The sequence below is a fragment of the Thalassospira profundimaris WP0211 genome, from assembly GCF_000300275.1.
GTDB lineage: Bacteria > Pseudomonadota > Alphaproteobacteria > Rhodospirillales > Thalassospiraceae > Thalassospira > Thalassospira profundimaris.
In genome coordinates, this window is the sequence record NZ_AMRN01000004.1 from 286,646 (window position 1) to 311,752 (window position 25,107).

Here is a 25,107-nt window from a genome sequence, read left to right on the forward strand (position 1 = left end):
TGGTTATCTGAAAGATCAGTCGGTCTTTACCGACATCAGGGAAGCCAGCGGGGCATTCTGCCGTGCCACGCTGGCCTTCAGGCCATCGACGTCCATTTCCTCGTCTTTGACAAACTCGATGAACATCATGTTGACGTTGTTAAAGACAAGCTCGCCTGTGGCATCGCAGTCGACATCCTTGCGCACGACACCGCGATCCTGCAAGGCGCGAATCAGATCGCAGACCTGTTTGGACAGCCGATGATCAAGCGCTGTGTAGCGTTGGGAAAACGGTGTTTCGGGCTGCGCAATCGAGAGTGACATCGCCGTGCGCCACATCTCCTTGGACAGGTATGTCAGGGAGTGGTCGTAATATTTCCCGATCAATTCAAACAAGGCCGTGGCGACATCTTCATGCTCGCGCGCGATGATGGCATCCCCTGCTGTCAGCACTTCCTCGACTTCCATCGAGACCGTGGCCATCAGCATATCGCCCTTGTTTTTGAAGTAGTTATAAAACGTCCCGACAGACACACCGGCCATTTCGGCAATGTCTTCGATGCGCGCACTGTCATATCCGACTTTGCGAAACAGCGTCGTCGCCGCCTCGAGAATACGGCGGTTTTTATCGGCTTTCTTTTGGGCGCGCAGTCCTGACATCGTCACTCCGGAAAACTGAACGGGTTCAAAATTAACATTGACTCAAAAAATGAACGCGTTCAATATTTTTTCAACGGTGCCGGATAAGCGCCGAAAAACCCAATTCAAGGGAGGCCTCAACTATGAAATCAGGGAGAGCCTATGTCTCGTCACGTCTCTACGGGGAAGACCCGCAACAAGTTTCTGAGTAGCACTGCGACCTTTATTCTGGGCGCTGTTGCCATGGCGCAAACCGCACAAGCAACCGAAGAATTGAATGCTTTGGTCTGGTGCGACCATACCGATCCGGCCTTGATCGAGCCGTTTGAGAGAGAATACGACGTCAAAGTCAATCTCAAGGAGTACGAAGGCACCGGTGCCGGTCTTTCTATCATTGAGCAATCCCGTCCGGGCGACTGGGATGTGTTTGTAATTGATGGTGTTGATGTCCATCGCGCGGTTGAAATGGGCGTTCTGGCCGAAATCCCCGCCGACGCCCTGCCGACGTCCGATATCTTCCCCGAAGTCGTGATGGCCGAAAACAATGTGGTGGATGGCAAAACCTATGCCGTCACCGAGAAGTTCGGCTACAACACCATTTCGTTTGACAAGACCAAGGTTGATCCCAAGGACATGGAAGACATGTCGGTGATCTGGTCGGACAAATATGCTGGCCGCATCGCGGTTTATGACTATTACCTGCCGGTGATCGGCCTTGTGGGGCTGGGTCTTGGCATTGATACGGCTGATCTTGGCGCGGACGACATGCCCGCGATCAAGGAAAAGCTGTTTGCGATGAAAAAGGTCTCCAAACAGGTTGGTGAAGTTGTGTCTTCCCAGACTGCGCTAGCAACCGGCGAGGTCGATATCCTTGTTGGTGGCGGTGAATGGATTACGGCGGTTCTTTCCGAAGAAAAGCCGAACCTCGATTGGATCATCCCCAAACAGGGTGGCCTGCGCTGGGCACAGTCAATCGGTGTGATGAAGGATTCTGAAAAGCCTGACCTTGCGCTTAAATTCGTTCAATACATCATGAGCCCCGAAGGCCAGGCGCGTCTTGCGACCTCGTCTTGTTATTGGGGGATGCCGGCCAACGCCAAGGCTGGCGAAAACCTGACCGATGCCCAGAAAGCAGCCCTTCGCTGGGATGATCAGGACGGATACCTCAAAAACTCGCAGCTTTACCCGATCCCGGATGCCGATCTCGATGCCGAGATGCAGGATGCCTGGGTTGAGATGCTCCAGCAGTAAGCAGTCCCTTGTCTACTGCCACCTGCCGATGTCCCGCTTTTTGCGGGGCATCGGTGCCAAACTTGCGGTAAGCTGACCCCAACGGCGCCCACCATCCCAAGCGAGTTATAAGCAACCATCCCACCCATCCAGGCGGGCTGGTTTGCGAAAAGGATACCGTTATGGCCACTGCCAGCCTTGAAACACGCGAAAATCGCCGCGCATGGGGCTTTGTGACCCCGGCCCTGCTGTGGACCGTCGCGTTTTTCGTTATTCCCTTTATCGTCATGGCCGCGATGAGCTTGGCGACCCGCAAAGGGCGCGAAATCGTCATGGCGTGGAATTTCGACAATTACATTGAATTCTTTGAAAAAGCCCATTTGCTGAAAGGCCTTTTCGTCTCGCTTGAAATCACCTTCACGGTCACGATCATTTCCGTGATTCTTGCCTATCCGCTGGCCTGGATCATTGCCGAACGTGTGCCGCAAAAGTGGCAGCGCATGGCGCTAATCATGGCGATCCTGCCATTCTGGACAAGCTATGTGGTGCGGTCCTATTCTTGGCTTCTGGTGCTGGCGCAAAACGGGGTGATCAATAACACGCTGGTCTATCTGGGGGTGATTTCCGAACCGCTTGAATTGGCCAGCACACGCAGTGCGACCGTCATCGGGTTTGTGCATTTCTTTGTCATGCTGTTGACGCTTACGATTTATGCCAATCTGGTGCAGATGCCGCCGAACTATCGCAGGGCTGCGGCCGATCTTGGTGCAAACGGGTTTCAGGTGTTCTGGCATGTTGTGTTACCGCTCACATTGCCGGGCATTATGGTCGGTGCGTTCCTGACCTTTGTGCTGTGTATCGGTGATTACATCACCCCGCAGATCCTGGGCGGCAATAACGAACTCGCCCTGCCGCAAGTCATCATGCTCCAACTGGGCCGTCGGGCTGATTTTCCGATGGCCGCCACGCTTTCGATCATTCTGATGGTGGTGGTGACACTGGCCTATATTGCCTGTGCGCGCTGGCTCAAGATGGAGAGAACGTAAAATGATCTCTTCACGCCTATCGAAACTGGCTTCATGGTCCTATCTGATCGCGCTGTATGGCTTCATCTTTTTGCCCGTGGCGGTCCTTGTCCTGTTTTCATTTCAGGATGGCCGCCTGCCGGTTCCACCGTTTAACGGCGCGACCCTTAAATGGTATGGCGAGGTTTTTTCTGACAGTCGACTGATGTCGGCCCTGACCAACTCCCTGATGGTTGCCATCGGCTCGGCGACGGTTGCCTGCGTGCTTGGTTTCTGTGCGGCCTATGGGCTGGCGCGCTTTGTTCTGCCAGCATCGCGTCTGCAACGCGGCCTTCTGATTGCACCAATGACGGTCAGTTACCTGATCATTGCGCTGGGCTTGCTGACCACCTTTAACTGGCTTGGTGTTTCGCTGTCGCTTTGGACGGTCGGGATCGGGCATGTGGTGATCAATTTGCCGCTGTGCTTTGCGATTATTTATGCCTCCATGGGCGATCATCAGAAAAACATCGAACGGGCCGCCCGCGACCTGGGTGCCGCCGAATGGCAGGTGATGACGCAGGTGTCTGCCCCGATGTTGATGCCATCGATCCTTGCGGCCTTTTTCCTGTCGGTGACGTTTAGCTGGGATGAATTCATCATCGCATTCTTGCTATCGCGCTTTGACGTCACCCTGCCGGTTGAAATCTGGAGCATGTTGCGTTCGGGCCTGAACCCGAAAACCAACGCGGTGGGAAGCGTTGTCTTCCTGGTCTCGGTTGCGCTGCTGCTTATTCTTGAATTGATTGTCTTTAGAAGGACGGCAAAGAAATGACCGCCCCTGTCTCCATTCGCAACGCCACGAAGATCTTTGGCGACTTTACCGCCCTTGACGACATCAGCCTCGAAATCGCGGCGGGCGAATATATCGTCCTGCTGGGACCATCGGGCTGCGGCAAGACCACCTTGCTGTCTCTGCTCGGCGGGTTCCTGTCGCCATCCAGTGGCACGATTGAAATCAATGGCAAGGATATGGGCGATGTCGCACCGGCCAAACGCCCAACCACCACGATGTTTCAGGACTATGCCCTTTTCCCGCATATGAGCCTGCGCGACAACGTCGCCTTTGGCCTTAAAATGCGCAAGGTTGGCAAGGCCGAACGCCATGCCAAGGCCGAAGAGCTGCTTGATATGGTCGGGCTTAAGACATCGGCCAACAAGAAACCCCATGAACTTTCCGGTGGTCAACGCCAGCGCGTTGCCCTTGCCCGTGCGCTGGCGGTTGAACCCGATGTCTTGTTGCTTGATGAACCGCTGGGGGCGCTTGATCTCAAACTCCGTCGTCAAATGCAGGATGAACTGAAAGCCATTCAGAAACGCGTTGGCACCACCTTTGTCCACGTCACCCACGATCAGGAAGAGTCCATGGCGATTGCCGATCGGATCGTGGTGATGAATGCCGGCCGGATCGAAGATGTCGGCAGCCCCGAAAACATCTATATGCAGCCCAAGACGATTTTCACTGCAAGCTTCATGGGGGAGGTCAATTTCATCCCCGGCACATTTGAAAGTGCAACCGACAGTACCATTTCCGTCAAGACGCCGCTTGGCACCGTCGAACTGCCGGAGTTCGAATGCAGGGGCTTTGTCCCCGGTGCATCGGTCACCCTCGCCATTCGCCCGGAACATTTCCGTGCCAGCACCGGGACCGGCCCGCGCATCACGCTGGGCAAGGCCAAGGTCGAAGACGGATCGTTCTTTGGCACCCATCATCGCGCCCATCTAAGCCCGCTTGATTACCCCAACATGACGATCACCGCCCACATGCCGCAATCGGCCATCATCGAACCGGGGGCATGGGTTGAACTGACCCTTGATCCGACCTCGGTTGTGGTGTTGCATGGCCATCCGCCCCGCCCCACACCAGAAAGTGCTGCCCTATGACGATCGACCGCGCCAAACCCGAAGACTGGTATAGCCTGAAAACCGTCGGCGATGACGTCACCTATATCGGCGAACCGTTTATCGAGGAATTTTACCGCTGCAACATCTGGCATGTGCGCGGCCGCGATGGCGACATGCTGGTCGATAGCGGCATGGGTGTTGTATCGCTGACCGAATGGGTACCGCTTGTCACCGAACGCAGCGTTCAGGCGGTTGCCAGCCACACCCATTTTGACCATATCGGCTGCCATCATGAATTTGAAAACCGGGTGTGCCATCGGTGCGAAGCCGATCTTCTGGCAGCACCCACGCGTAAAAACACGCTGGCTGATCCCTATGTGACCGACGAGATTTTCACAAAACTCCCGCCGCTTCCCTATGCCTCGACCACCTACGCCGTCAAGGCGGCACCGGCCACCCGCATTGTCGAGGACGGCGATGTGATTGATCTGGGCGACCGCCATTTCGAGGTCATCCACACACCGGGCCATTCACCGGGCGGTATTGCGCTTTGGGAAAAGGCCACCGGCATCCTGTTTTCCGGCGACATTGTTTATGATGGACCTTTGATCGAAGACACTTATCATGCAAATGCAGCTGACTATGTCCGATCGATGGAACGGCTTTATGATTTGCCGGTCCGGGTCGTGCATGGCGGGCATTTCGCCAGTTACGGGGCCGAACGCCACCGGGAAATAATAAAAAGCTGGCTGAGGGAACGAACCTGAAACCGCGCCACTCGTGCCGGGGCTAACGCCTTGGCCCAACACAGAGAAACTCAGGAAGGCTTCCAATGGATAACGCAGGCAAATTTTACATCAACGGCAAATGGGTTGATCCGATTTCCTCGGAAAAGATGGACGTGATCAATCCGGCCACCGAAGAAGTCATCACCCAAATCACCCTGGCCAGCGAAGAAGACGTCGACCTTGCCGTCGCCGCGGCCAAGCGCGCCTTTGAAAGCTACAGCCAGACCACGCTCGAACAGCGTCTTGGCTGGCTTGAAAACCTGCTTGCGATCTATAAGCGCCGCTACGGCGAAGTTGCAGATACCATCACGACCGAACTCGGCGCGCCGACCACCATGTCGCACGAACAGCAGGCCGCAGCCGGCACGGCACATCTCGAAGATTTCATTGTTGCGCTGAAAAAGCTCAAGACCGAGGAAATCCTTTATAATGGCGAGCTTTTGTTGCGCGAACCCATCGGGGTTTGCGGCCTGATTACGCCGTGGAACTGGCCGATCAACCAGATCGTGCTCAAGGTCATCCCGGCCCTTGCCACCGGCTGCACTTGTGTGTTGAAGCCATCCGAGTTCACCCCGCTTAATGCCATGCTGTATGCCGAAATGATCCACGAGGCAGGCTTCCCGGCCGGGGCCTTTAACATGGTTCAGGGGGCTGGTCCGGTTGCCGGTGCGACCCTGTCACGTCATCCTGACATCACCATGATGTCCTTTACCGGATCGACCCGTGCGGGCAAGGCGATCACCAAGGATGCGTCGGAAAACATCAAACGCGTGACGCTCGAACTCGGCGGAAAGTCCCCCAACATCGTGTTCGACGATGTCGATATCGAAGACCGCATCGCCTGGAGTGTGAATGCCGTTTTCAACAACTCCGGCCAGACCTGTGACGCACCGACCCGCATGCTGGTACAACGCTCGATCTATGATGACGCGGTCAAGGTTGCCAAACGTGTCGGCGAGCAGGCATCCGTCGGCGATCCGACCAAGGAAGGTGGCCATATCGGCCCGCTGGTCAGCCACATCCAGTTTGACCGGGTACAGACCCTCATTCAGGCTGGCATTGACGAAGGTGCGACCGTTCTCGTTGGTGGTGCGGGCAAGCCCGATGACACCAACGAGGGATACTTCGTCAAACCGACCATCTTTGCCGATGTGAATAACAATATGCGCATCGCACGCGAGGAAATCTTTGGCCCGGTGGTCTCGATGATCCCGTTCGATACCGAAGAAGAAGCCATCGAGATCGCCAACGACACACCATACGGTTTGGCCGCCTATATCCAGACCCCGGATGCCAAAAAGGCCGACCGCGTCGCCCGCAAACTGCGTGCTGGCATGGTGTTGCTAAATGGCTCCTCGCCGCTCGCGGGCAGTCCGTTTGGCGGCTACAAGCAATCAGGCAATGGCCGCGAAGGTGGCCTGTTTGGCCTTGAAGACTTCATGGAAATCAAGATGATCCATAAGCTTTAAGCCACGCATATCATGATCACACAAAGGCCCCGGCACATTCCGGGGCCTTTGCTTTTTGGCGCTCACAACGGCAACAGGTCTGGCGTCATGAATTCGTTATGACATAGGGCTGGTAATGATCGGCTTGGGCATTATAATCCCATCGTTAATCGATAAATTCAGCGATCCGGTCAACGGATTGCGATTGGATTGGGAGACCTCCTATGAATGCAATGTCCTTTTCTGATATGGGGCTTGCCGCCTTAAAGCAGCGACAGTATGACGCCGCAATCAACATGCTGCGCCAGGCACTTGGCGAAGATATGGATAACCTAGATGCCCGTTTCGGGCTGGCGCGTGCGCTTCATGAAAAAGGTTCGATCATCGAAGCAATCGGCGAGTATCGCACGGTGCTGCAATCTGATGGGGGTCATGAAGACTGCCTGCATCACATTGCACGCGCATTGCTTGAAAACGGGGACGCACGTAGCGCACTCAACCATATTGATATCGTGCTGCGCGCCAAACCGACCGATCCTGAAATGCTGACCTTGCGCGGGCAGGCATTGATCGCGCTGGAACGCTATGACGCCGCCCTTTCGGCCCTGCAAACCGCCGCCCATCATAATCCGGGATCAGAAAGCATCCACCGGCTGATCGCCACATGCCACCGCGCCAACGAGGATTTTGAAGGCGAACGGCGTGCGGTTGAACAGCTGCTTCGGATCAATCCGTCGTCGCTTGCTGCATCAAACGATTTGGGTGTGATCAATCTGCGAGAAGGCCATCTGATCGCAGCCTTTGAGGCGTTTGAACAAATTCTGTCCCAGGATGCCGACCATCCGCAGGCAACGCTTAATCGCGCAATCGCCCTGACCGTTATGGGCGGGATGGATCATGACGCGATCTGGAACCGGGTGATGGAAGTCTGTGACGAGATCGATGATCTTGACGACATCCGGGCGGCCGCCGATCAACTGGCAAAGCTGCCCGACACCGCGCGCAAGGGCACACCCGAGGCAGAGGCGCTGATTGGCAAAGCAGCCATCGAACAAGTCGACATCTGATACGTTTGCGCAGCCTTTCTGCGCGGGTTTCCTCATTGCTTGCGCATTTTGAAATCCCCCTTGCCGATGGCAAAACAGATCAGGCGGGAACTGCATGCGCTGATCGGCGTTTAATCATATGATGTCCATGCGTTTTCCCCCGATCCGGGTCACGCGACACTCTTTGACCCGAAAGGGGTTTTTGCATCATGGTTCAACGCCTGATCCGCGTTTGGGAGTTTCTGACCTATAGCCTGTGGGTATCGCCGTTGCTTTTTGCGCTGGGCGGTGCGGCCTTTGCGGTGGGCATTATGGCAGCCCCCCAGGATATCCTGCGCGACATGTTTCCCAGCCTGTTACCCGGTTTCAATGAAATCCAGGCGGTACGCGGTTTGCTTGAAACCCTGTTGGCCACGCTGGTTACCCTGACGACCTTTGCCCTGTCGATCACGATGGTGGTCCTGACCCTTGCCGCCGGGTCACTTGGACCACGTATGATCCGCAACTTCATGGGCGATAACAAAACCCAGAATGCGCTGGGCACTTTTGTTGGCAGCATCCTGTTTTTGATCACCTCCCTTATGCTGATGGGCGAAAAACCGGATTCTGCACCGGTGCCGCATCTGGCTGTGACGGTCGGTATCGCGCTGTTTGTCATCAGCGTTTTTGTCCTGATCCTGTTTGTCCACCACCTTGGCCGATCGATCGTTGCCGACGAGGTCATTCAGCGTGTTGGTAAAAACCTTGAAGAAACCATTCAGTCAGCCAGCAATACCCTGACCGATCCGATCAAGGCCGCCGAGAAGGCCCAGACAACCCTGCCCGACCCGCAAGATATCCCCCGCGATCAGGCCATTTGCGTCGCATCTTCGGGATATGTGCAGGGCGTCGATTATGAAAAAATCTGTGAAATCGCCAAACAGACGGATACGCGTATCTCGCTTGTGATCCGTGCCGGCCAGCACGTGCTGATCGGTGATATTGTCGGACGCATCGTCCCCTTGAAGGATGACGTCGCCAAACAGGCGCAAGACAATATCGAACAGTGTCATGCCGATATTCTTGAGGCGATCATGATCGGATCGCACCGCACGGCCATGCTCGATGTCGAATTTGCCTTGCGCCAACTGGTCGAAGTTGCTTTGCGCGCCCTGTCACCGGGCATCAATGACCCGTTCACGGCCATTGCCGCGATCTATCGCCTGGGGGATGCCCTTCCACATGCCATGCAGTTTCGCTACCCGGTCGGCATCTGGCGCGATGATGACGATGAAGTCCGCCTGCATGCCCTGATGTCCGATTTTGGCGGCATGTTGGGGGCAGCCTATGACCAGATCCGCCAGTCTGCGACGGCAAAGCCGGATGTGTTGCTGCCGATGGCTGAAATCCTTGAAAGCCTGATGCGACTGGCCGAGACCGATCATCAACGCGAAGTGCTGCGCACCCACGCCCGCATGATCGCCAATGCCGCCGAGCGCGACATCCCCGAAGAAAACGACCGTAAAACCGTCGTTCGTGCCGCCACGCGGGTATTGCATCATCAGAAGCCGGTCAAAAATTCTGCGTCCGAAGACGACGCATAACAAACGAACGCGGCACCAAACGATATCATCAGACAAAAGAAAAGGGCCCCAAACGGGGCCCTTTTAATTCATCAGACTTTTTGGCGGGTGATCGCTTAGCCAGCGATATGTGCCTCGATCGCGGCCAGTGCGGCATCCGCCTGCGCAGGATCAGAACCGCCGCCCTGTGCCATATCCGGACGGCCACCGCCGCCCTTGCCACCGAGCTTTTCAACACCGATGCGCACAAGATCAACGGCGCTGTATTTATCTGTCAGGTCCGCGGTCAGGCCGACAACGATGGATGCCTTGCCACCGTCACCCGAAACAAGGGCGACAATCCCTGAGCCCATCTGATCGCGGAGCTCGTCGACCATGCCTTTGAGTTCCTTGGCAGGAATGCCGTCAAGCGACCGTAGTGCCATTTTGACACCATTGACTTCCTTAAACGCATCACCGCCAGAAGCCGCACCCGAGCCAGCTGTTGCCAGCTTTTTGCGCAGGTCGGACACTTCGCGTTCCAGACGACGACGTTCTTCCTGCAGCGCCTTGACGCGGGCCGGGACATCTTCAGGAACGGCCTTAAGGTCTGCCGCAACCGTGGTTAGAACGTTTTCGCGCGCTGACATGTATTTGGCGGCATCGGCACCGGTCAGTGCTTCGATACGGCGGACACCACTTGAAACAGCGCCCTCGGACACGATCTTGAACATGCCGATATCACCAGTGCGCTTCACATGCGTACCGCCGCAAAGTTCAAGCGAATAGGCATGTTCATTGGCAACCGGCAGGCCCATCGAAACAACGCGGACTTCGTCGCCGTATTTTTCACCAAACAGTGCCATCGCGCCCAGTTCAATCGCCTCGTCCGGGGTCATCAGACGGGTGGTGACTTCACTGTTTTCCCGGATCAGGCTGTTCACATCGGCTTCGATCACCGCGGCTTCCTCGGCCGTGACGGCCTTGGGATGCGAGATGTCGAAACGCAGACGATCAGCCGCCACCAGGGAGCCCTTCTGGGTTACGTGGTCACCAAGATGCTTGCGCAGAACCGCATGCAAAAGGTGTGTGGCCGAGTGATTGGCACGAAGGCTTGAGCGGCGGGTATGATCGACGCGGAATTCCGCAGCATCGCCCACCTTGACGTCGCCCTCGGTCACTTTGCCGAGATGCACATGCAAGCTTCCCAGCTTTTTCTGGGTATCGGTGATTTCAATGATCGCACCATGTTCGGTTTTGATCACACCGGCATCGCCCTGCTGACCACCGGACTCACCAAAGAAGGTAGTCTGGTTGGCAAGAACGGCAACTTCGTCACCCTTGGATGCGGATTTGACTTCGGCACCGTCCTTGATCAGCGCGGTAACAACACCCTCGGCGGTTTCGGTTTCATAACCCAGGAATTCGGTCGCGCCATCACGGTCATTGATGTCAAACCAGACTTCCTCGGTCGCAGCTTCGCCCGAACCGGACCATGCCGCACGTGCCTTGGCTTTCTGTTCTTCCATGGCGGTGGTGAAGCCAGCTTCATCGATGCCGATTTTGCGTTCTTTGAGCGCATCGGCGGTCAGATCAAGCGGGAAGCCATAGGTGTCATAAAGCTTGAAGGCCACGTCACCCGAAAGGGTCGCGCCCGCATCCATGCCATCGGTCGCGTCATCAAGCATCTTGAGACCGCGATCCAGCATGGTTTTAAACCCCTGCTCTTCCAGCTTGAGGGTTTCTTCGATCAATGCCTGTGCACGAACCAGTTCCGGGAAGGCACCGCCCATCTTGCTTACCAGGGCCGGGACCAGCTTATACATCGTCGGATCTTGCGTTCCGACCATATGCAGGTGGCGCATCGCGCGACGCATGATACGGCGCAGAACGTTGCCGCGACCGGCATTGGACGGCAGAACACCATCGGCAATCAGGAAGCTGGTCGAACGCAGATGGTCGGCAACCACACGGTGCGACACATTATGCGAACCATCCGGATCGGTATTGGTGGCATCGGCCGATGCCTCGACCAGCGCACGCATCAAATCGATGTCATAGTTGTCGTGTTTGCCCTGAAGCACAGCAGCAATGCGTTCCAGACCCATGCCGGTATCGATCGACGGTTTTGGCAGATCAACACGATCACCATTTGCCATCTGTTCGTACTGCATGAAGACGAGGTTCCAGATTTCAATGAAACGGTCGCCGTCTTCTTCCGCACTGCCCGGAGGGCCACCCCAGATGTGATCGCCATGGTCAAAGAAGATTTCCGAGCACGGACCACACGGGCCGGTATCGCCCATCGACCAGAAGTTATCCGAAGTCGGGATGCGGATGATGCGATCATCGGTCAGACCGGCGATCTTTTTCCAAAGGCCATGCGCCTCGTCATCGGTGTGATAGACCGTGACCAGCAGCTTGTCTTTCGGAAGGCCATATTCCTTGGTGATCAGGTTCCAGGCGAATTCAATCGCGTTTTCCTTGAAATAGTCGCCAAACGAAAAGTTGCCGAGCATTTCAAAGAAGGTGTGATGGCGTGCGGTATGACCGACATTTTCAAGGTCGTTATGCTTGCCCCCGGCGCGCACGCATTTCTGCGAGGTCGCTGCACGCGAATAATCGCGGTGTTCCTGGCCGGTGAAAACGTTCTTGAACTGAACCATCCCGGCGTTGGTGAACATCAGGGTAGGGTCATTGCGCGGCACCAGCGGGCTGGACGAAACGACTTCGTGGCCGTTCTTGCGGAAGAACTCCAGAAACGTGGTGCGGATATCGTTGACGGTCTGCATATCTCTCCAACCCGGAAAACGCGGAACAACTGCGCGCGCCATACTGGCGAACGGACTGCCCTATTTAGCGGCTCGGCCCTGCCCTGTCCAGTCAGGCGAAAGGAGTCCGGGGGATTTGCCGCAAGTTTTGCCCAATTCGGCGATTTGGGGCCGGTTAATCGGACCAAACCCAGCTGAAATTCAGCCAGTTTTCAGCAATAATGTGAATCGATCCCGGTTCATTTCCTTAACAAACCCGGCGGCCTCAAAGCCAAGGCCCAGCAACAATTTGCGCGACGCCGAATTTTGCGGATGGGCAAAGGCGGTCAGACACGAAATCGATGTCCGGCCCCGTCCATAGTCAAGGGCCGCAGTCGCCAGTTCCCGGCCAAGCCCCTGCCCCCAGACTTTCGGCGCCAAATAATAGCCAAGCTCCGGCCCCCAACCGGGATCAAACGGATCGGTATATAGTCCGCCCCATCCAATGATGTCGCCAGACGTGCGCAGCCTTACGACCCATGGTGCAAATCCATCGCGGCGCCGGAACCATTCATGGACCAGTACACGCTTGCGACACGCCGCAAAGCTTTCATCACACTGGGTGAACCGCATCGCGTCACGATCACCAAGGAAGGCATAAAGGTCGGGGATATCGGCCAATCTGGCCGCCGAAAGGTGGAGGCGGTCGGTTTGAAGACGGTTTGTCTGAAGATGGGCCGTTCGTGGATTAGTCGTTTGCACTGTCCTGGATCGACTTGCCGAGTTTTTCCATATCGCGACCAAATCCTTCGGCGGTTTCGCAGGCACCAAGCGCAAGGCCAAAGCCAATAACCATCAGGACGGCCAGAAGACGTTTTGTCATCGTTTCCATCTTTGCAGGATGCTCCATTCAAGTCCGGATAACAGGCATGTCGCCTGTCTTGTTGTTTATCGCGATATTCTGGCCTCGGGGCATCCGGCTTGCAACCGTTATCGCGCACAAGGGCCGTTTGCCGCACTAAACGCAGAAAAGGACGCCGAAATGGCGTCCTTTCTATAGGCATGTATGCTTCGTGCAGTCTTGCAACTGTCCGGTCATCAGACCGGCGGGCGACGGCCACGCAACGCATTGACGACAAGCGATACGACAAACAGCACGAGGAAAACAAAGAACAAGATCTTTGCGATCCCGACGAATGTCCCTGCAAGTCCGCCAAAGCCAAGAACGGCGGCGATCAGTGCCAGAACCAAACAGAATATTGCCCAACCTAGCATGGGATTCTCCCACTATTGTTGCTTTAAGATAATGAATAACGATCCGTTACAGATCAGGAAGCGCCGTCCTGGATTGCTTCACCGGCATCTTCGACGTCTTCGCCAAAGCCTTCGGCAGTTTCACAGGCAGCAAGGCCAAGGCCCATACCGGAAATCATCAGAATCGCGAGAAACTTTTTCATCGTATTCGACATGTTCATTCTCCTGATTGATGGTGTCAAAGCTCACAGGAATTCAAACGGCGACAACCCATAATTGTTCCCGGCACTGTTCTTCCCGGTCAAATTTTCCGTCATAAACAGTGCGACAATCCGTTGATTTTAAATGAACTTTCCTCAATCGTGATCATTTTGGGGCACGTCAAGCGAAGGAGATCACGCTTGACCTCCTTCACATCAATACCTGCGAAATCAGGATGCCTTTGCATCAAGCGCCAGATATTCACTGATTTCATCAATGATCTGGCGATGGATCAGGGCGCGGTCCGTGCCTGGGGGATCGGTGCAGATCGGATCGCTACCTTCTTCTTCCAGGATTTCGGCGGCGTTTGCCTGACATTCGTCAAGAAATGTCAGATGATGTGCAGGCGCAAAATTTGCCGAAGACGCATTTTTGAGCCGCGCAACAAGATTGCTGCCAGTCGGACCAAAATCGGCAGCCGCCCATTTTTCTTCTTCGCCAAGGCCAATGAAAAGCACAGGAGAAGTTACCGCTGCAAGGCTTTGCTCCGTCGCTGCGAACCCCATGCCCGGTTCAATCGCAACACTACGTGTAATCCGGTCATCCCGGCTGGGAACTTGGAAGTCATTGGGCATATGATCAAGATCGACGCCTCCTTTGCGCAAAAAATCGCAATCCTGTGCGGCATCGCCAAATCGGTCGCAATATTGCGCAAAAAGCGTTTGATCAAACCTTACCCCGATAAGGTTTAGGACCGTCGTTCCGCCCAAAGAGAAGCCAATCGCAGAGATATTTTGGCGATCAATGTAAGGAGCAAAGGACGGATTTGACAGAACCTGATCAAGGGTTGCACGAACATCTGCCGCCCGCTCGCCAATAAATGGTGTCCGGCGGGGTGAAGAATCCCCGGATGTCGTACCGGGATGGTTTAGCGCAACAACAATTGCCCCGCGCAAGGCCAGTTGCGAAGACAACCAGCCAAGTCCATCCATATTACCGCCCGAGCCATGCGACAGAAGAACCAGCGGGTGCCTGCCCGGTGCAATTGCCGCACCGATATAGGCGCTTGTTCCCTTCCAGATGATATTGTTGCCGACAGGTGCCTTGTAAATCACGGTATCTGCGGGATACCAGACTGAGGCCGCGATTGGCATGGAACGATGGTCAGCACGCACATCAAAACGATCATACCCGGCATAATCGGTTTGCTGTTCCGCCAGCACAGGCGATGTTTTCAGGCCTGCGAACAGACACAGGGCAAAGGCGAGATATATCGGTTTCATCACAAGGATCCTTGTCCTAAGTTGGAGTACAGAAGAAGTTCTGCCCAAAACAGGATGGCCTTGCGTCCTCGAACGGGTTTGTGGACGTCTCAAAACCGGTTTTGATACCCCTTAGGCGGAAAATTGCGATCAGATGCTTGTTCTACCTGTTCCGATGATTGTGGCGCTGGTTTTAGGGTTCTTGTTTGCCCGCGCCCTTGTCGGCCAGAAAACGCCCAAGATGCTGATGGCGCTTCTGCTGGCTGCCGCCGCGCAAAGTTTTTTGGTCGGGCTTGTTCAATATTACGGCATCGACGGGCTGAGATGGCTTCAGCCAATCACGGCTTCTGCCATTCCGGTCATGGCGTGGATGGCATTTGTTGAGGCAAGCCTTCGCGCCCGTTTACAACGCGGGGATCTGCTGCATTTTTCGATGCCAGCACTTGTCGCGCTCTGTGTCTTCTTTTTGCCTGTCGTGATTGATGCTGTCTTGTGCAGCCTGTTTGTCGGATATGGATCGGCAATTTTGGTGATGCTTCGTCGCCAACGGGGCGATTTTGCGCATATGCGCCTGACATCGGGACAGATCCCCGCAATGGTCTGGCGCTTTATCGCCATTGCACTGATCATATCGGCCATCAGCGACCTTCTGATATTGCTGGCCAAGATTGACGGGAACGACGAGATTGCCGGTGTGGTTCTCAGCGTCACCTCGTCAATCGCGCTACTGACAATTGGCTTTCTCAGCCTGTCGCCAGACATTGCGATTGATGTCGCATTGAAGGACCCGGTCGATGATGGCCAGGCCGCATTGAGTTCTGAGCAATGTCAGGCCATCATGAATGAACTCAACGCGTTACAGACACAGGAACGGTTGTATCTTGATCCGGATCTGACCCTTGCCCGCATTTCCCGACGCATGGGACGCCCGCTCAAACAGATTTCAATGGCGATCAACACCTCCACCGGTGAAAACGTGTCGCGCTATATCAATAAGTACCGGATTGACCATGCCTGTCGCATGCTTGACGCAGGGGAAAATGTGACCAACACGATGCTTGAAAGCGGCTTTAACACCAAGTCGAACTTCAATCGTGAATTCCTGCGGATTACAGGCAAAACGCCAAGCCAATGGCAGCAGAAAACCATTATTTCACGCGAAATTTGACAACGCATTCACCCCAAGCATCATGCCCGGATCATTCCAAAACCGGGCGCATGAAGCTGCGCTCATAGGAAATGATGCTACGATTGCGCACTTCCATTTCAAACACTTCCTGACATTCGGGATCATCGGCCATGCGTTTGCGGTAATCCTCATAGTCGGCAAGGCTTGGAAAGCTAAACAGTGCATAAGCAACATTGCTGGCCCCTTCATGAGGCAAGAAATAGCCATGATGGGTTCCGCCCATGCGAGTGACGATGGGGATCCAGCGTTTGGCATAGGTCTCGAATTCAGGGACCTTGTAGCTGTCGAGGATGTATTTCACATAACAAGTAACCACGGCTTTATCTCCGCCATAGGGTATTGCAGCAAAAAGGGCGGGATACATTTGTACCCCACCCTTTGAAATTATGTCGCCAGATTGATCAGATCAATCGTCGTTGACCGGTTCGTCTTCGCTCATATTGGTCATGGCTTCGGCGATCAGACCGGCACTCTCGCGAATGCTGTTTTCGATCTCCTTGGTCATTTCCGGATTTTCACGCAGGAAGCTCTTGGCGTTCTCGCGGCCCTGACCGATACGGGTCGAGTTATAGGAGAACCAGGAGCCGGATTTCTCGACGATACCGGCCTTGACGCCAAGATCAAGAATTTCACCCATCTTGGAAATGCCTTCGCCATACATGATGTCGAATTCGACCTGCTTGAACGGCGGGGCCATCTTGTTTTTGACGACCTTGACACGCGTCTGGTTACCGACAACTTCGTCGCGATCCTTGATCTGACCGATACGACGGATATCCAAACGGACCGAGGCATAGAATTTAAGCGCGTTACCACCGGTGGTGGTTTCCGGGCTGCCAAACATCACACCGATCTTCATACGGATCTGGTTGATGAAGATGACCATGCAGTTCGAACGCGAAACAGAACTGGTCAGTTTACGCAGTGCCTGGCTCATCAGACGGGCCTGCAGACCAACGTGCGTATCGCCCATTTCACCTTCAAGTTCGGCGCGCGGCACAAGGGCAGCAACCGAATCGACGACCAGAACATCAATCGCGCCAGAACGCACCAGCGTGTCAGCGATTTCAAGGGCCTGTTCACCGGCATCAGGCTGGGAAATCAGGAGTTCGTCGGTATTCACACCCAGCTTGCGGGCATATCCCGGGTCAAGCGCGTGTTCGGCATCGACAAACGCACAAGTCCCGCCAAGCTTCTGGGCTTCGGCAACCGTGTGCAACGCCAGCGTGGTTTTACCCGAACTTTCCGGACCATAGATTTCGACGATACGGCCACGCGGCAGACCGCCAATGCCCAGTCCGATATCAAGACCGAGCGAACCGGTTGAAATGGCTGAGATATCAACGGCGCTTTCCCGCTGACCCAGCTTCATAATCGAACCTTTGCCAAATGCCCGTTCGATCTGCCCAAGGGCGGCTTCGAGTGCCTTCTGCTTATCCATAGTATCCTTATCCACCAAATGCAGCGCGGTCTGAATCATTGCTCGAACTCTCTTATTCCACAGGGCCGGGTTGGATGCAACGCAGGCGGTTCCCCGGACCTATAATGCGGAACGCCACCGCTAGACTGTTTTGCCTGTTGCCGCAGCCTGCCACTGCGTTCTTATCGACAAAACAACTGAGAACATAATGCGAACATTCTCACAAAAATTCGGATGTTGCAAGTTTGTTCTCATTGCTTCGAGCAGAACTTTCTGAGAACAGACGCATCAATCACCCGCCCGGCAACAGAGGGGCGTGGGGTCAGTGACGGTTTGGCAACGCGATCAGGTGGTGATTTTAAGATGTTCGTGCTTATGCGCATGTCCGTGATGATCATCGCCATGATGATGGCTTTCGACATGCAGTTCGCCCGGCACGGTATAAAGCTGCCCGTGGCGCACACCCGGCTGAGCCAGAACCTTGTCGGCAAAGGCGCGGATTTCCGAAAGCCGCCCGCGCAATGTCACGCTTTCAAGGCAGGTATCATGATCAATATGGAAGTGAACCGTGGAAACCGTCAGATTGTGATGTTCGTGCTGGGTGCTCATCAGGCGTGACGCCAGCATGCGTTCCTCGTGATCATAGACATAGTTCAGAACCGCAATTCCGACCCCGTCGGCATTGTCTTCAAGCTTGGTGTTCTGAAGCTTTTCGCGGATCAGATCGCGAAATCCCTCTGACCGGTTGGTATAGCCGCGGTGATCCAGAAACGCGTCAAACGCCTCCATCAGATCGTCTTCAATCGATACGGTCACGCGGGTCATTTTGACTACCTCTCACAATCAACGGCTTGACGAGTATGATCTTTTTTGAAAAGTTCACACCCGCACATGGTTCTTCCATAAAAACAATTTCCCAAAGGAACGCAAATGTTTCAACCAAAGTTCGCAGCAAGCATGGTGATTGGTGCCGCAACGCTTTTGATCGGTCTGTCGGCAAACGCCCATGAATTCATCGCAAGCCAATCGCCAGAAACGGCGAAGCCGGGCGAGAATGCGACACTTATCCTTGATTCGACCCATCAGTTTGGCCTTCCGGAAGAAGCAGAAGGCGTCAATGATGTGCGCGCCACACTGATCACCGCCGATGGCGCGAACGACATTGCGATTTCCCAAAATGAAACCGCGCCCAACCTGATCGGTACGTTTGAAATGCCCGATACCGCGGCCTGGATTTCCGGCCATCGTCTGGGTGTTGTCTGGTCTCAGACCCCCGATGGCTGGCAGGCTGGCGGCGCCGATGAACATCCCGATGCCATCGCATCGACCCGCTATGAAAAGTTTGCCAAGCTTCTGGTGGGTACCGAAGGCTCAGCTGATTTTGTTACCAAACCACTTGGTGATGCGCTTGAAATCGTGCCGCTTAGCGATCCGCGTGACACCAAGGTAGGCGAGGATGCCGAATTCCAGATCCTTTTGAACGGCCACCCGTTGACGACCTCGGTTCTGGCAACCTATGCCGGATTTACTGAAACACCGTCCTCCTGGGCCTATGCGACCGAAACGCTGAGCACCGAGACCGGCAGTGGCATTGCCAAGGTCCGGGTTTCGGCCCCCGGTTTGTGGATTGTGCGTGTCGCGGCCGACATGCCCGATGCCGAGGAAGGTGTCGGCAACCACAACATCCGCGCGACCCTCTCCTTCACCGCTGATCAATGATGATGGCACGGATCGCCTTTGCATATTTATCGGTTCTGGTGGCCCTGCTGATTGCAGGGCCATTGGCCGCCCCTGCCCCCGCCCATGCCCATGGTGCTGGTTGGCAGGTCGAAGATAGTGCCAATACAAAGACCTACGGGTTCCGATATACCGACGGATCCCCGATGGCCTTTGCCGAGGTTGTTGTCACAACCAAGGACGGCAAGGTCTGGCAAAAGGCGCGCACGGACCGGATCGGTCAGTTTTCGCTTGGGCTCGGCGGCACACCTGCACCAGATGCGCCAAGTGAACTCCACATCAAGGTGGCCGATGGCATGGGCCATGTTGTGCAATTGACCTATCAGCCAACCGATACCGCCGCCACCAGAGTTACACCGGCGGGCGGACAGACAGCTGCCGCGTCGTCAGCAACGGCCATACAAGGCACGCCCGCACTGTTTGATTTGCCACTTTGGGCAAGCATCCTGTTTGGATGTAGCATCCTCGCCAACCTGTTTGGCGGGCTTATGCTTTGGCAGCGTCGCCAGATGGCTCGGAAACAGTCGAACTGATCAGGGCATGAACAGCAAGGTCACCCCGCCAAAGGCAAGGCAGGTTCCGATTACGGCCTGAATGCCGACAGGCTTGCGCAGGATCAGGCCTTCATAAACAATCAGAATAACCGGCGGCAGCGCCATCAGGGTTGATGCAATCCCGACATTGGCGTTTTGAACCGCCAGCATTGAAAGCCACACACCGATTGCGGGTCCAATAAGCGCGCCGAGCAACAGCCATTTGCCAACATCCGGCGCGATACAGGCCGTAACAGTCCGCCGCACCCGGCCAAGGATGATCGCCAGTCCCCACATGGCAATCACCGCGACCAGCGTTCTGATCCATGTGGCGGAAAGTGCTGAATAGCCATCAATCAGGGCATATTTCGCCGTGATCAGATTTGCGACCTGACCGACCGCGCCGCCAAAACCAAACAGAATACCAATGGCGTAATTGCGTCCCTCAAGCCCGATCGGGCGGCCCTTTTTGCCAAGAATGACAATCAAAACACCACCCACCCCACAGGCGATCCCGGTGATTTCAATCGGACGCAGCGTTTCATCAAACAGGACCCAGGCCAGAACCGCGCCCATGATCGGAACAGTCGACATCAGCAACATCGAAAGCCGCGCACCGATCAGAACAAAAGCCTGAAACAGCATGGCATCGCCAATCACCAGCCCCAATACCGATGAAAGCGACAACCAGCCAAGTTGTTCCCACGTGATGGCATTCGGCCATGGCTGGCCTTGAAGTATCCAATGCAAAATGGTCAGACAAAAGATCGAACAGGCCAGACGCCCGCGATTAACCGTCTGCGCCCCTGCCTTGCCGCCGATATTGGAAAAGATCATGCTGGAACTCGCCCAACAGAGCGCAGCAGTAAAGGCAGCAGCTTCACCAAAAAGGGAAATCATGGGGCGCGTTTCCGAAAGGGTTTGGTTATTCAACCGTAATGCCGGTTGTTTTGGCGGGTCGTAATGGGGCAACCCTGCCTGTCATAAACCGCAAATTTTCGGAAGTTGGCAATTGCTTTTATTGCATGACGGTTTGACGGCTCACGCGCCAGAGCCAGATGGACAGCTTCGATAGATTTTTGGCCAGCAAGACCGGTTGATCAGGACTTGGTTTCCGGACCAGTCATATCAAGAGCCGCGCGGAAGATATCGGTGCCGCGATTGAATTGCGGCAACAGGGCCTCGTATTCCTTGCGCAGCCAGCTATAGGTCGTAAGGGTTTCCAGTTCGATGGTGCGATAGCCTTCCGGCACGCCTTCGGTCTGTTTAAGCGAGAAATCGTCAATCAACAGACCATCCAGCCGCCCATGACGGAGCATGCGCAACATCATGCCAGCCCCCCCGGGTACGGTGATGATATCGGCAAGACCGACCAGTTCCTGTTTGCCATGGTCATCGCCCAGCCAAACGCCGATTTCCTTGTTTTTAAGATCATTGAGTGATTTCACGGTGTCGTCAGCCGTGATCAAAAGGCTTTTGGGACGTCCAACAACCACCGCCCCGGAAACAAGCGGCACACCAGCCGATTGTCGAATGGTTTCGACACTGGCAAAGACACCATCGATTTCGCCGCGTTTAAGCGAGACGGCGGTGCGTTTGTTTGGCAACCAGACCGGCTGCACACATAACCCAGCCTCTGCCATTGCCGCACGGTAGCGTTCGGCAGAGCGGACATGATCGGCCATTTCCGGCAAGGCAATCTTGAGACAGACTTCTTCGTCTGCCTTTGCCGAGGGCAGCAATTCAAATGACAGGAAAAGTGCTGCCAGAAAAATGACAGCAAACATACACGACCGAACGATCGCATTGGGCTTGCTAAGCGCCATAATATCACCCCCAAAGCAACATCTTCCCGGTGATAGCGGGACATGTTGCGAGCCTACCTGATCTGCCCGCCGTCATTGTTTGCGGTCGGGTCATTTTCATTGTTCTTTGGTTTCGGCTTTTGCCGTTAGGGAAAACTATAAGTGCAATCCAAAAGCGCGTGCAAGCGCCTGTTTGCCGATCGTTTAAGGCAAACGTATAGGTCGCACTGCAGCATTATGCGCCAGAATCAAAGCCAAGCCGACAGGGCGCGGAGCCGTTTTGACCGCACATTGCAGCATTCAACCGCAAAGGCGGGAGCGCCTTTGGCCCAAAGTTTGATGCCACTCAAGACGCCCGATTATGCCAGGCGATGATTTTCTCCAGATAAAGCGCTGTGCCGACATCAAACTTCTCCATCTGACTGGCATGCTCTGCCCGAAGCCAACTATAGACCTCAAGCTTGGTCACAGGGATTTGCACAAATCCTTCTGGCGCACCACCCACAACCTCCAACGAGAAAGAGTTGAGCAACATGCCATCCAGACGCCCCTTTACCAGCATTTCGCGCATCATTCCAGGGCCGCCTGGCACACGCACAACATGATCATAAGTCCCAAGCAGCTTTTCTGACCATGATGCTCCGAGCCAGATGCCGATTTCTTCGTTGGTCAGTTCGGATACACCACGCGGTCCATCATCTTTAATGACCAGAATACCATCGGGATTGCCAACAAGGGTGTTGCCGCGGATAACCCGCATTTTGAGACTTTGTTCAAAATCCTCGAGCATGGCAAAGACACCATCGACCTGATTGTGGCGCAACGCCATAAACGCACGTGCGTTCGGCATAGGCACCGGGTCGACGCAAAGCCCTGCATCGCGCATGACCGCACGATAAGCTTCTGGCCCAACCGGGCCCGCTGCAGTTTCTGGCAAGGCTATGCGAAGGCAGACCGGCTTCGCTTCCACGCTTGGCAACAGGGCAAAGGAAAGGACAAGCGCAACGATGGATACCGTTGCCAGCAAGCAGGTTCGCAAGAACCAGTGCAATTGAAAAAATATCATTTTAAGGCCCCACGGCACCAACTGAGTGTTGAATGACCGCATCCCGGGAAAGTCGGCTTGTGATTGGGCCACAAGTCCTTTTTTCGGATCTTTGTGACCCGTTGGAAAAGACGATATATCCAAGCACGCCGGTTGCCTAGGGCCAATTGCCCGCCCTGCGTGAGTCCAGACAATTTTCACGCGGAAAAATGGCGCAGATCAGCGTCCAACGGACGCCATAAAGGCACTGGTTCCCTTATCAAAAAGCGGCCTGATGTCTTTGAACTCAGCCTTCAGCCAGCTCGTTACATCGAAATGATCAATCGTGATTGCCTTGTAGCCGTCGGGCACTCCCCCTGTGAGGTCCAGCGAATAGGCATCGGTCAGCATCGCGTCAATCCGACCTTCGGCCAGCATTTGCTGCAACATCTGTGTGCCGCGTGGCACTTTAACGATATTGGCATAGCTATCAACAATCTGCGAACACCATGTTGCACCAAGTGGTACGCCCAGCACCTCTGTGCTAAGATCAGAAATGCCCTCAATCGGGCCTTCTCGCATCACCAGATAACCGTCCAAAGAACCCAGAAGAACATCACCGGGAACCATCGGCAGTTTTGCGATATCCGGCAAATCGTTCTTTGCGGCAAAAACACCATCAATCTTGCCCGAGCGGAGCGCTGCAATCGCGCGCACTTGCGGCATTTCCGTCGCAAGCACACACAAACCCGCATCCTTCATCGCCTTCTGATAAAGCTCGATTTTTTGCTGATCGATATAGATTTCCGGCATAGCGATACGAAGGCATTTCTCATCCGCACTGGTAGACGGCAACACCCCAAAAGACATCACAACAGCCACAAAACATATCGTTGCAAAAACACAGGCTGTGGCAAAGCTGTGCTTTGAAGTGCGCGCCATACTTACCCCCAAAGGCATTCGGTCTATTTTTTCTTTCGTTTCCCGAATTTCCGTTACTTCGAACCACTCAGGAACCTGTTTGTTTTGGCCATTGCCGTTGCGGCTTTTGCGCCTCATTGCGTCAAACGATACGTCGGAATGCTAAGCTTTACCAGCCGGAATTATGCGACTATGCGCATAGGGAAAGGAAACCCCGACGCACTGCAACCTGACCGTCTGGCCCAAGAATCCAATACTTTCGGTTTCTTTGATGCACCCTTAAACAGGGTCTGGCACTTGGCCGCTTGACCATCGATAAATGTTCCTGCATTGCGCGCTTTTGGAACTTGACCAATATGCGGATGGGGCGCACCATCTGCGCGCGGCTGGCCCGGAAATCGGGAAAGCAGCGCCACCAAGCCACCAAAGTTTTCAACCGTGCCGCCCTGCATCCCGAGTGGATGCACGACGCCCCATATTCCGGACACCCTCGATGAAACCAGGGGATATCGCCCGCTACCTGTTCCTTGCCATCGTGTGGGGACTGTCATTCCTTGTTGTTGTTAAAATTGTCGAGGCCTTTGGCTGGGTTGGTGCCGTCACCTTCCGCGCCCTGATTGCGGCGGGATCGCTTTACCTTCTTGCCCGGTTATTTCGCCGCAAACTTGATTTTTCTGCTGGCTGGCGTCCCTTTGCCATTGTCGGTGCCACCACGGTTGCCGGACAATTGATCGGCCTTTCCTATGCCGCACCGCGGATCGGGACCGCGATGGCCGCCATTTTCGTCGCGGCCATTCCGTTGTTTTCCATGATCATCAGCCAGCTCTGGGGCCTTGTACGCACCACAAGGCAGGGCTTTGCCGGCTTGGTGCTTGGCATCAGTGGCATTGTCTTGCTGGTCGGGTTCCCCGCCGTCCCGGTCACATTCGAATTTGCCCTTGGCTGTGTGGCATCAATCCTTGCCGCCCTGTGTGCGGCCTTTGGCAGCAACTATGCCAGCCGCCATCTGCGCAACAGTGGCAACTGGGAAACCACCATCGGGGCGTTTCTGTTTGGTGGATTGATGACCTTGCCACTGATCTTTGCCGTGCCGCTGGAACGCACACCGGTTGCCATGGATTACCTGTATCTGATCATTGCCGCAGTTTTGATGAGTGTGTGCACCTATATCGCCTATTTCCGACTGGTCGCCTCCATCGGGCCGACCCGCGCGATCAGTGTTGAGTTTCTGGTCACCGTGATTGCCGTCTTTATCGGGGCGACCGTTTTGGGGGAAAAACTTTCCGCCATGCAGTTCATTGGCGGGATCACAATCATGCTGGGCTGCGCGCTGGTGCTGAACCTTGTGCCTGCGTGGATGCGTCCACGTCCGAGCGTCCCTGAAATCCCGTAAGCCACGCGCACCACATCCGCCAAGGAACAAGCAGGCCT

General features: G+C 55.1%; 26 protein-coding genes. 12 read left to right on the forward strand and 14 right to left on the reverse strand.

The genetic code is table 11. The features are described 5' to 3' along the window. Positions 1–15: 15 nt before the first annotated feature. A complete protein-coding gene (locus TH2_RS10220) occupies positions 16–639 on the reverse strand; it encodes a TetR/AcrR family transcriptional regulator (RefSeq protein ID WP_008890347.1) in 624 nt (207 codons plus the stop codon). 141 nt (positions 640–780) lie between these two features. On the opposite strand from TH2_RS10220, the gene TH2_RS10225 reads away from it, so the two are divergent. From TH2_RS10225 to TH2_RS10260, 8 genes are all read left to right on the forward strand, one after another. After that, positions 781–1,869 carry an ABC transporter substrate-binding protein gene (locus tag TH2_RS10225; RefSeq protein WP_008890348.1) on the forward strand — a complete coding sequence of 363 codons (1,089 nt, stop codon included), beginning with the start codon at positions 781–783 and terminating at the stop codon, positions 1,867–1,869. A gap of 161 nt (positions 1,870–2,030) precedes the next feature. Further along, complete coding sequence (locus TH2_RS10230) at positions 2,031–2,894, forward strand: ABC transporter permease (RefSeq protein ID WP_008890349.1); 864 nt, start codon at positions 2,031–2,033, stop codon at positions 2,892–2,894. A 1-nt stretch (position 2,895) separates the two neighbouring features. After that, the gene (locus TH2_RS10235) at positions 2,896–3,687 is read left to right on the forward strand and encodes an ABC transporter permease (RefSeq protein WP_008890350.1); all 792 of its coding nucleotides are present in this window, start codon (positions 2,896–2,898) and stop codon (positions 3,685–3,687) included. After that, positions 3,684–4,796, forward strand: a complete 1,113-nt coding sequence (locus TH2_RS21955) for an ABC transporter ATP-binding protein (protein ID WP_008890351.1) — start codon at positions 3,684–3,686, stop codon at positions 4,794–4,796. The genes TH2_RS10235 and TH2_RS21955 overlap by 4 nt, the downstream gene beginning before the upstream one ends. Continuing rightward, positions 4,793–5,524, forward strand: coding sequence for an MBL fold metallo-hydrolase (locus tag TH2_RS10245; protein WP_008890352.1), 732 nt, complete (start codon positions 4,793–4,795; stop codon positions 5,522–5,524). Before TH2_RS21955 ends, TH2_RS10245 begins: the two co-directional genes overlap by 4 nt. Before the next feature lie 65 nt (positions 5,525–5,589). Next, positions 5,590–7,014 carry an aldehyde dehydrogenase family protein gene (locus tag TH2_RS10250; protein WP_008890353.1) on the forward strand — a complete coding sequence of 475 codons (1,425 nt, stop codon included), beginning with the start codon at positions 5,590–5,592 and terminating at the stop codon, positions 7,012–7,014. Positions 7,015–7,217: 203 nt separating this feature from the next. Then, complete coding sequence (locus TH2_RS10255; protein WP_008890354.1) at positions 7,218–8,060, forward strand: tetratricopeptide repeat protein; 843 nt, start codon at positions 7,218–7,220, stop codon at positions 8,058–8,060. 188 nt (positions 8,061–8,248) lie between these two features. Next, a complete protein-coding gene (locus tag TH2_RS10260; protein ID WP_008890355.1) occupies positions 8,249–9,622 on the forward strand; it encodes a DUF2254 domain-containing protein in 1,374 nt (457 codons plus the stop codon). 95 nt (positions 9,623–9,717) lie between these two features. Here TH2_RS10260 and alaS read toward each other — a convergent pair whose 3' ends face one another. From alaS to TH2_RS10290, 6 genes are all read right to left on the reverse strand, one after another. Continuing rightward, positions 9,718–12,372 carry an alanine--tRNA ligase gene (gene alaS / locus TH2_RS10265; RefSeq protein ID WP_008890356.1) on the reverse strand — a complete coding sequence of 885 codons (2,655 nt, stop codon included), beginning with the start codon at positions 12,370–12,372 and terminating at the stop codon, positions 9,718–9,720. Between the two features lie 180 nt (positions 12,373–12,552). Then, complete coding sequence (locus TH2_RS10270) at positions 12,553–13,092, reverse strand: GNAT family N-acetyltransferase (protein WP_008890357.1); 540 nt, start codon at positions 13,090–13,092, stop codon at positions 12,553–12,555. Continuing rightward, positions 13,079–13,222 (reverse strand): entericidin A/B family lipoprotein, encoded by a 144-nt coding sequence (locus TH2_RS10275; RefSeq protein ID WP_008890358.1) that lies wholly within the window; start codon positions 13,220–13,222, stop codon positions 13,079–13,081. The genes TH2_RS10270 and TH2_RS10275 overlap by 14 nt, the downstream gene beginning before the upstream one ends. A gap of 206 nt (positions 13,223–13,428) precedes the next feature. Next, entirely contained in the window at positions 13,429–13,605 is a 177-nt protein-coding gene (locus TH2_RS20755; RefSeq protein WP_008890359.1) for a DUF1328 domain-containing protein, read from the reverse strand. 53 nt (positions 13,606–13,658) lie between these two features. Beyond that, entirely contained in the window at positions 13,659–13,799 is a 141-nt protein-coding gene (locus tag TH2_RS10285) for an entericidin A/B family lipoprotein (protein ID WP_008890360.1), read from the reverse strand. A gap of 216 nt (positions 13,800–14,015) precedes the next feature. After that, the gene (locus tag TH2_RS10290; protein WP_008890361.1) at positions 14,016–15,068 is read right to left on the reverse strand and encodes an alpha/beta hydrolase family protein; all 1,053 of its coding nucleotides are present in this window, start codon (positions 15,066–15,068) and stop codon (positions 14,016–14,018) included. A 133-nt stretch (positions 15,069–15,201) separates the two neighbouring features. Here TH2_RS10290 and TH2_RS10295 point away from each other — a divergent pair, with 133 nt between their 5' ends. Then, entirely contained in the window at positions 15,202–16,215 is a 1,014-nt protein-coding gene (locus TH2_RS10295; protein ID WP_008890362.1) for a helix-turn-helix domain-containing protein, read from the forward strand. A gap of 31 nt (positions 16,216–16,246) precedes the next feature. Here TH2_RS10295 and TH2_RS10300 read toward each other — a convergent pair whose 3' ends face one another. The 3 genes from TH2_RS10300 to nikR form a co-directional block, all read right to left on the reverse strand. Further along, positions 16,247–16,552 carry an NIPSNAP family protein gene (locus tag TH2_RS10300; RefSeq protein ID WP_008890363.1) on the reverse strand — a complete coding sequence of 102 codons (306 nt, stop codon included), beginning with the start codon at positions 16,550–16,552 and terminating at the stop codon, positions 16,247–16,249. 90 nt (positions 16,553–16,642) lie between these two features. After that, positions 16,643–17,716, reverse strand: a complete 1,074-nt coding sequence (gene recA, locus TH2_RS10305) for a recombinase RecA (RefSeq protein ID WP_040823385.1) — start codon at positions 17,714–17,716, stop codon at positions 16,643–16,645. A gap of 285 nt (positions 17,717–18,001) precedes the next feature. After that, the gene (nikR, locus tag TH2_RS10310) at positions 18,002–18,481 is read right to left on the reverse strand and encodes a nickel-responsive transcriptional regulator NikR (protein WP_008890365.1); all 480 of its coding nucleotides are present in this window, start codon (positions 18,479–18,481) and stop codon (positions 18,002–18,004) included. A gap of 105 nt (positions 18,482–18,586) precedes the next feature. Between nikR and TH2_RS10315 the strand changes: the two genes are divergently transcribed. Then, positions 18,587–19,375 (forward strand): DUF4198 domain-containing protein, encoded by a 789-nt coding sequence (locus TH2_RS10315; RefSeq protein ID WP_008890366.1) that lies wholly within the window; start codon positions 18,587–18,589, stop codon positions 19,373–19,375. Between the two features lie 2 nt (positions 19,376–19,377). Next, positions 19,378–19,926, forward strand: a complete 549-nt coding sequence (locus TH2_RS20560; RefSeq protein WP_008890367.1) for a hypothetical protein — start codon at positions 19,378–19,380, stop codon at positions 19,924–19,926. On the opposite strand, the gene TH2_RS10325 is transcribed toward TH2_RS20560, so the two are convergent. The 4 genes from TH2_RS10325 to TH2_RS10340 all read right to left on the reverse strand — a co-directional run bounded on the left by TH2_RS10325 (position 19,927) and on the right by TH2_RS10340 (position 23,814). After that, complete coding sequence (locus tag TH2_RS10325) at positions 19,927–20,826, reverse strand: DMT family transporter (protein ID WP_008890368.1); 900 nt, start codon at positions 20,824–20,826, stop codon at positions 19,927–19,929. A gap of 200 nt (positions 20,827–21,026) precedes the next feature. Next, a complete protein-coding gene (locus tag TH2_RS10330) occupies positions 21,027–21,713 on the reverse strand; it encodes a substrate-binding periplasmic protein (RefSeq protein WP_157194014.1) in 687 nt (228 codons plus the stop codon). 364 nt (positions 21,714–22,077) lie between these two features. Continuing rightward, positions 22,078–22,797: a substrate-binding domain-containing protein gene (locus TH2_RS10335; RefSeq protein WP_008890370.1), complete on the reverse strand. Its 720-nt coding sequence runs from the start codon at positions 22,795–22,797 to the stop codon at positions 22,078–22,080. Between the two features lie 198 nt (positions 22,798–22,995). Then, positions 22,996–23,814: a hypothetical protein gene (locus tag TH2_RS10340; protein WP_157194016.1), complete on the reverse strand. Its 819-nt coding sequence runs from the start codon at positions 23,812–23,814 to the stop codon at positions 22,996–22,998. 355 nt (positions 23,815–24,169) lie between these two features. Between TH2_RS10340 and TH2_RS10345 the strand changes: the two genes are divergently transcribed. After that, complete coding sequence (locus TH2_RS10345; protein ID WP_008890372.1) at positions 24,170–25,069, forward strand: DMT family transporter; 900 nt, start codon at positions 24,170–24,172, stop codon at positions 25,067–25,069. The last annotated feature ends 38 nt before the right edge of the window (positions 25,070–25,107 follow it).

Bases quoted from the DNA above. Each gene is read 5' to 3' on its own strand.
- TH2_RS21955 (WP_008890351.1), top strand. From the start codon at position 3,684: ATGACCGCCCCTGTCTCCATTCGCAACGCCACGAAGATCTTTGGCGAC.
- TH2_RS10345 (WP_008890372.1), top strand. From the start codon at position 24,170: ATGAAACCAGGGGATATCGCCCGCTACCTGTTCCTTGCCATCGTGTGG.
- TH2_RS10315 (WP_008890366.1), top strand. From the start codon at position 18,587: ATGTTTCAACCAAAGTTCGCAGCAAGCATGGTGATTGGTGCCGCAACG.
- TH2_RS10275 (WP_008890358.1), bottom strand. From the start codon at position 13,222: ATGGAAACGATGACAAAACGTCTTCTGGCCGTCCTGATGGTTATTGGC.
- recA (WP_040823385.1), bottom strand. From the start codon at position 17,716: ATGATTCAGACCGCGCTGCATTTGGTGGATAAGGATACTATGGATAAG.
- TH2_RS10225 (WP_008890348.1), top strand. From the start codon at position 781: ATGTCTCGTCACGTCTCTACGGGGAAGACCCGCAACAAGTTTCTGAGT.
- TH2_RS20560 (WP_008890367.1), top strand. From the start codon at position 19,378: ATGGCACGGATCGCCTTTGCATATTTATCGGTTCTGGTGGCCCTGCTG.
- TH2_RS10220 (WP_008890347.1), bottom strand. From the start codon at position 639: ATGTCAGGACTGCGCGCCCAAAAGAAAGCCGATAAAAACCGCCGTATT.
- TH2_RS10260 (WP_008890355.1), top strand. From the start codon at position 8,249: ATGGTTCAACGCCTGATCCGCGTTTGGGAGTTTCTGACCTATAGCCTG.
- nikR (WP_008890365.1), bottom strand. From the start codon at position 18,481: ATGACCCGCGTGACCGTATCGATTGAAGACGATCTGATGGAGGCGTTT.
- alaS (WP_008890356.1), bottom strand. From the start codon at position 12,372: ATGCAGACCGTCAACGATATCCGCACCACGTTTCTGGAGTTCTTCCGC.
- TH2_RS10325 (WP_008890368.1), bottom strand. From the start codon at position 20,826: ATGATTTCCCTTTTTGGTGAAGCTGCTGCCTTTACTGCTGCGCTCTGT.
- TH2_RS10340 (WP_157194016.1), bottom strand. From the start codon at position 23,814: ATGAGGCGCAAAAGCCGCAACGGCAATGGCCAAAACAAACAGGTTCCT.
- TH2_RS10295 (WP_008890362.1), top strand. From the start codon at position 15,202: ATGCTTGTTCTACCTGTTCCGATGATTGTGGCGCTGGTTTTAGGGTTC.
- TH2_RS10250 (WP_008890353.1), top strand. From the start codon at position 5,590: ATGGATAACGCAGGCAAATTTTACATCAACGGCAAATGGGTTGATCCG.
- TH2_RS10335 (WP_008890370.1), bottom strand. From the start codon at position 22,797: ATGATATTTTTTCAATTGCACTGGTTCTTGCGAACCTGCTTGCTGGCA.
- TH2_RS20755 (WP_008890359.1), bottom strand. From the start codon at position 13,605: ATGCTAGGTTGGGCAATATTCTGTTTGGTTCTGGCACTGATCGCCGCC.
- TH2_RS10285 (WP_008890360.1), bottom strand. From the start codon at position 13,799: ATGTCGAATACGATGAAAAAGTTTCTCGCGATTCTGATGATTTCCGGT.
- TH2_RS10255 (WP_008890354.1), top strand. From the start codon at position 7,218: ATGAATGCAATGTCCTTTTCTGATATGGGGCTTGCCGCCTTAAAGCAG.
- TH2_RS10330 (WP_157194014.1), bottom strand. From the start codon at position 21,713: ATGTTTGCTGTCATTTTTCTGGCAGCACTTTTCCTGTCATTTGAATTG.
- TH2_RS10290 (WP_008890361.1), bottom strand. From the start codon at position 15,068: ATGAAACCGATATATCTCGCCTTTGCCCTGTGTCTGTTCGCAGGCCTG.
- TH2_RS10245 (WP_008890352.1), top strand. From the start codon at position 4,793: ATGACGATCGACCGCGCCAAACCCGAAGACTGGTATAGCCTGAAAACC.
- TH2_RS10230 (WP_008890349.1), top strand. From the start codon at position 2,031: ATGGCCACTGCCAGCCTTGAAACACGCGAAAATCGCCGCGCATGGGGC.
- TH2_RS10235 (WP_008890350.1), top strand. From the start codon at position 2,896: ATGATCTCTTCACGCCTATCGAAACTGGCTTCATGGTCCTATCTGATC.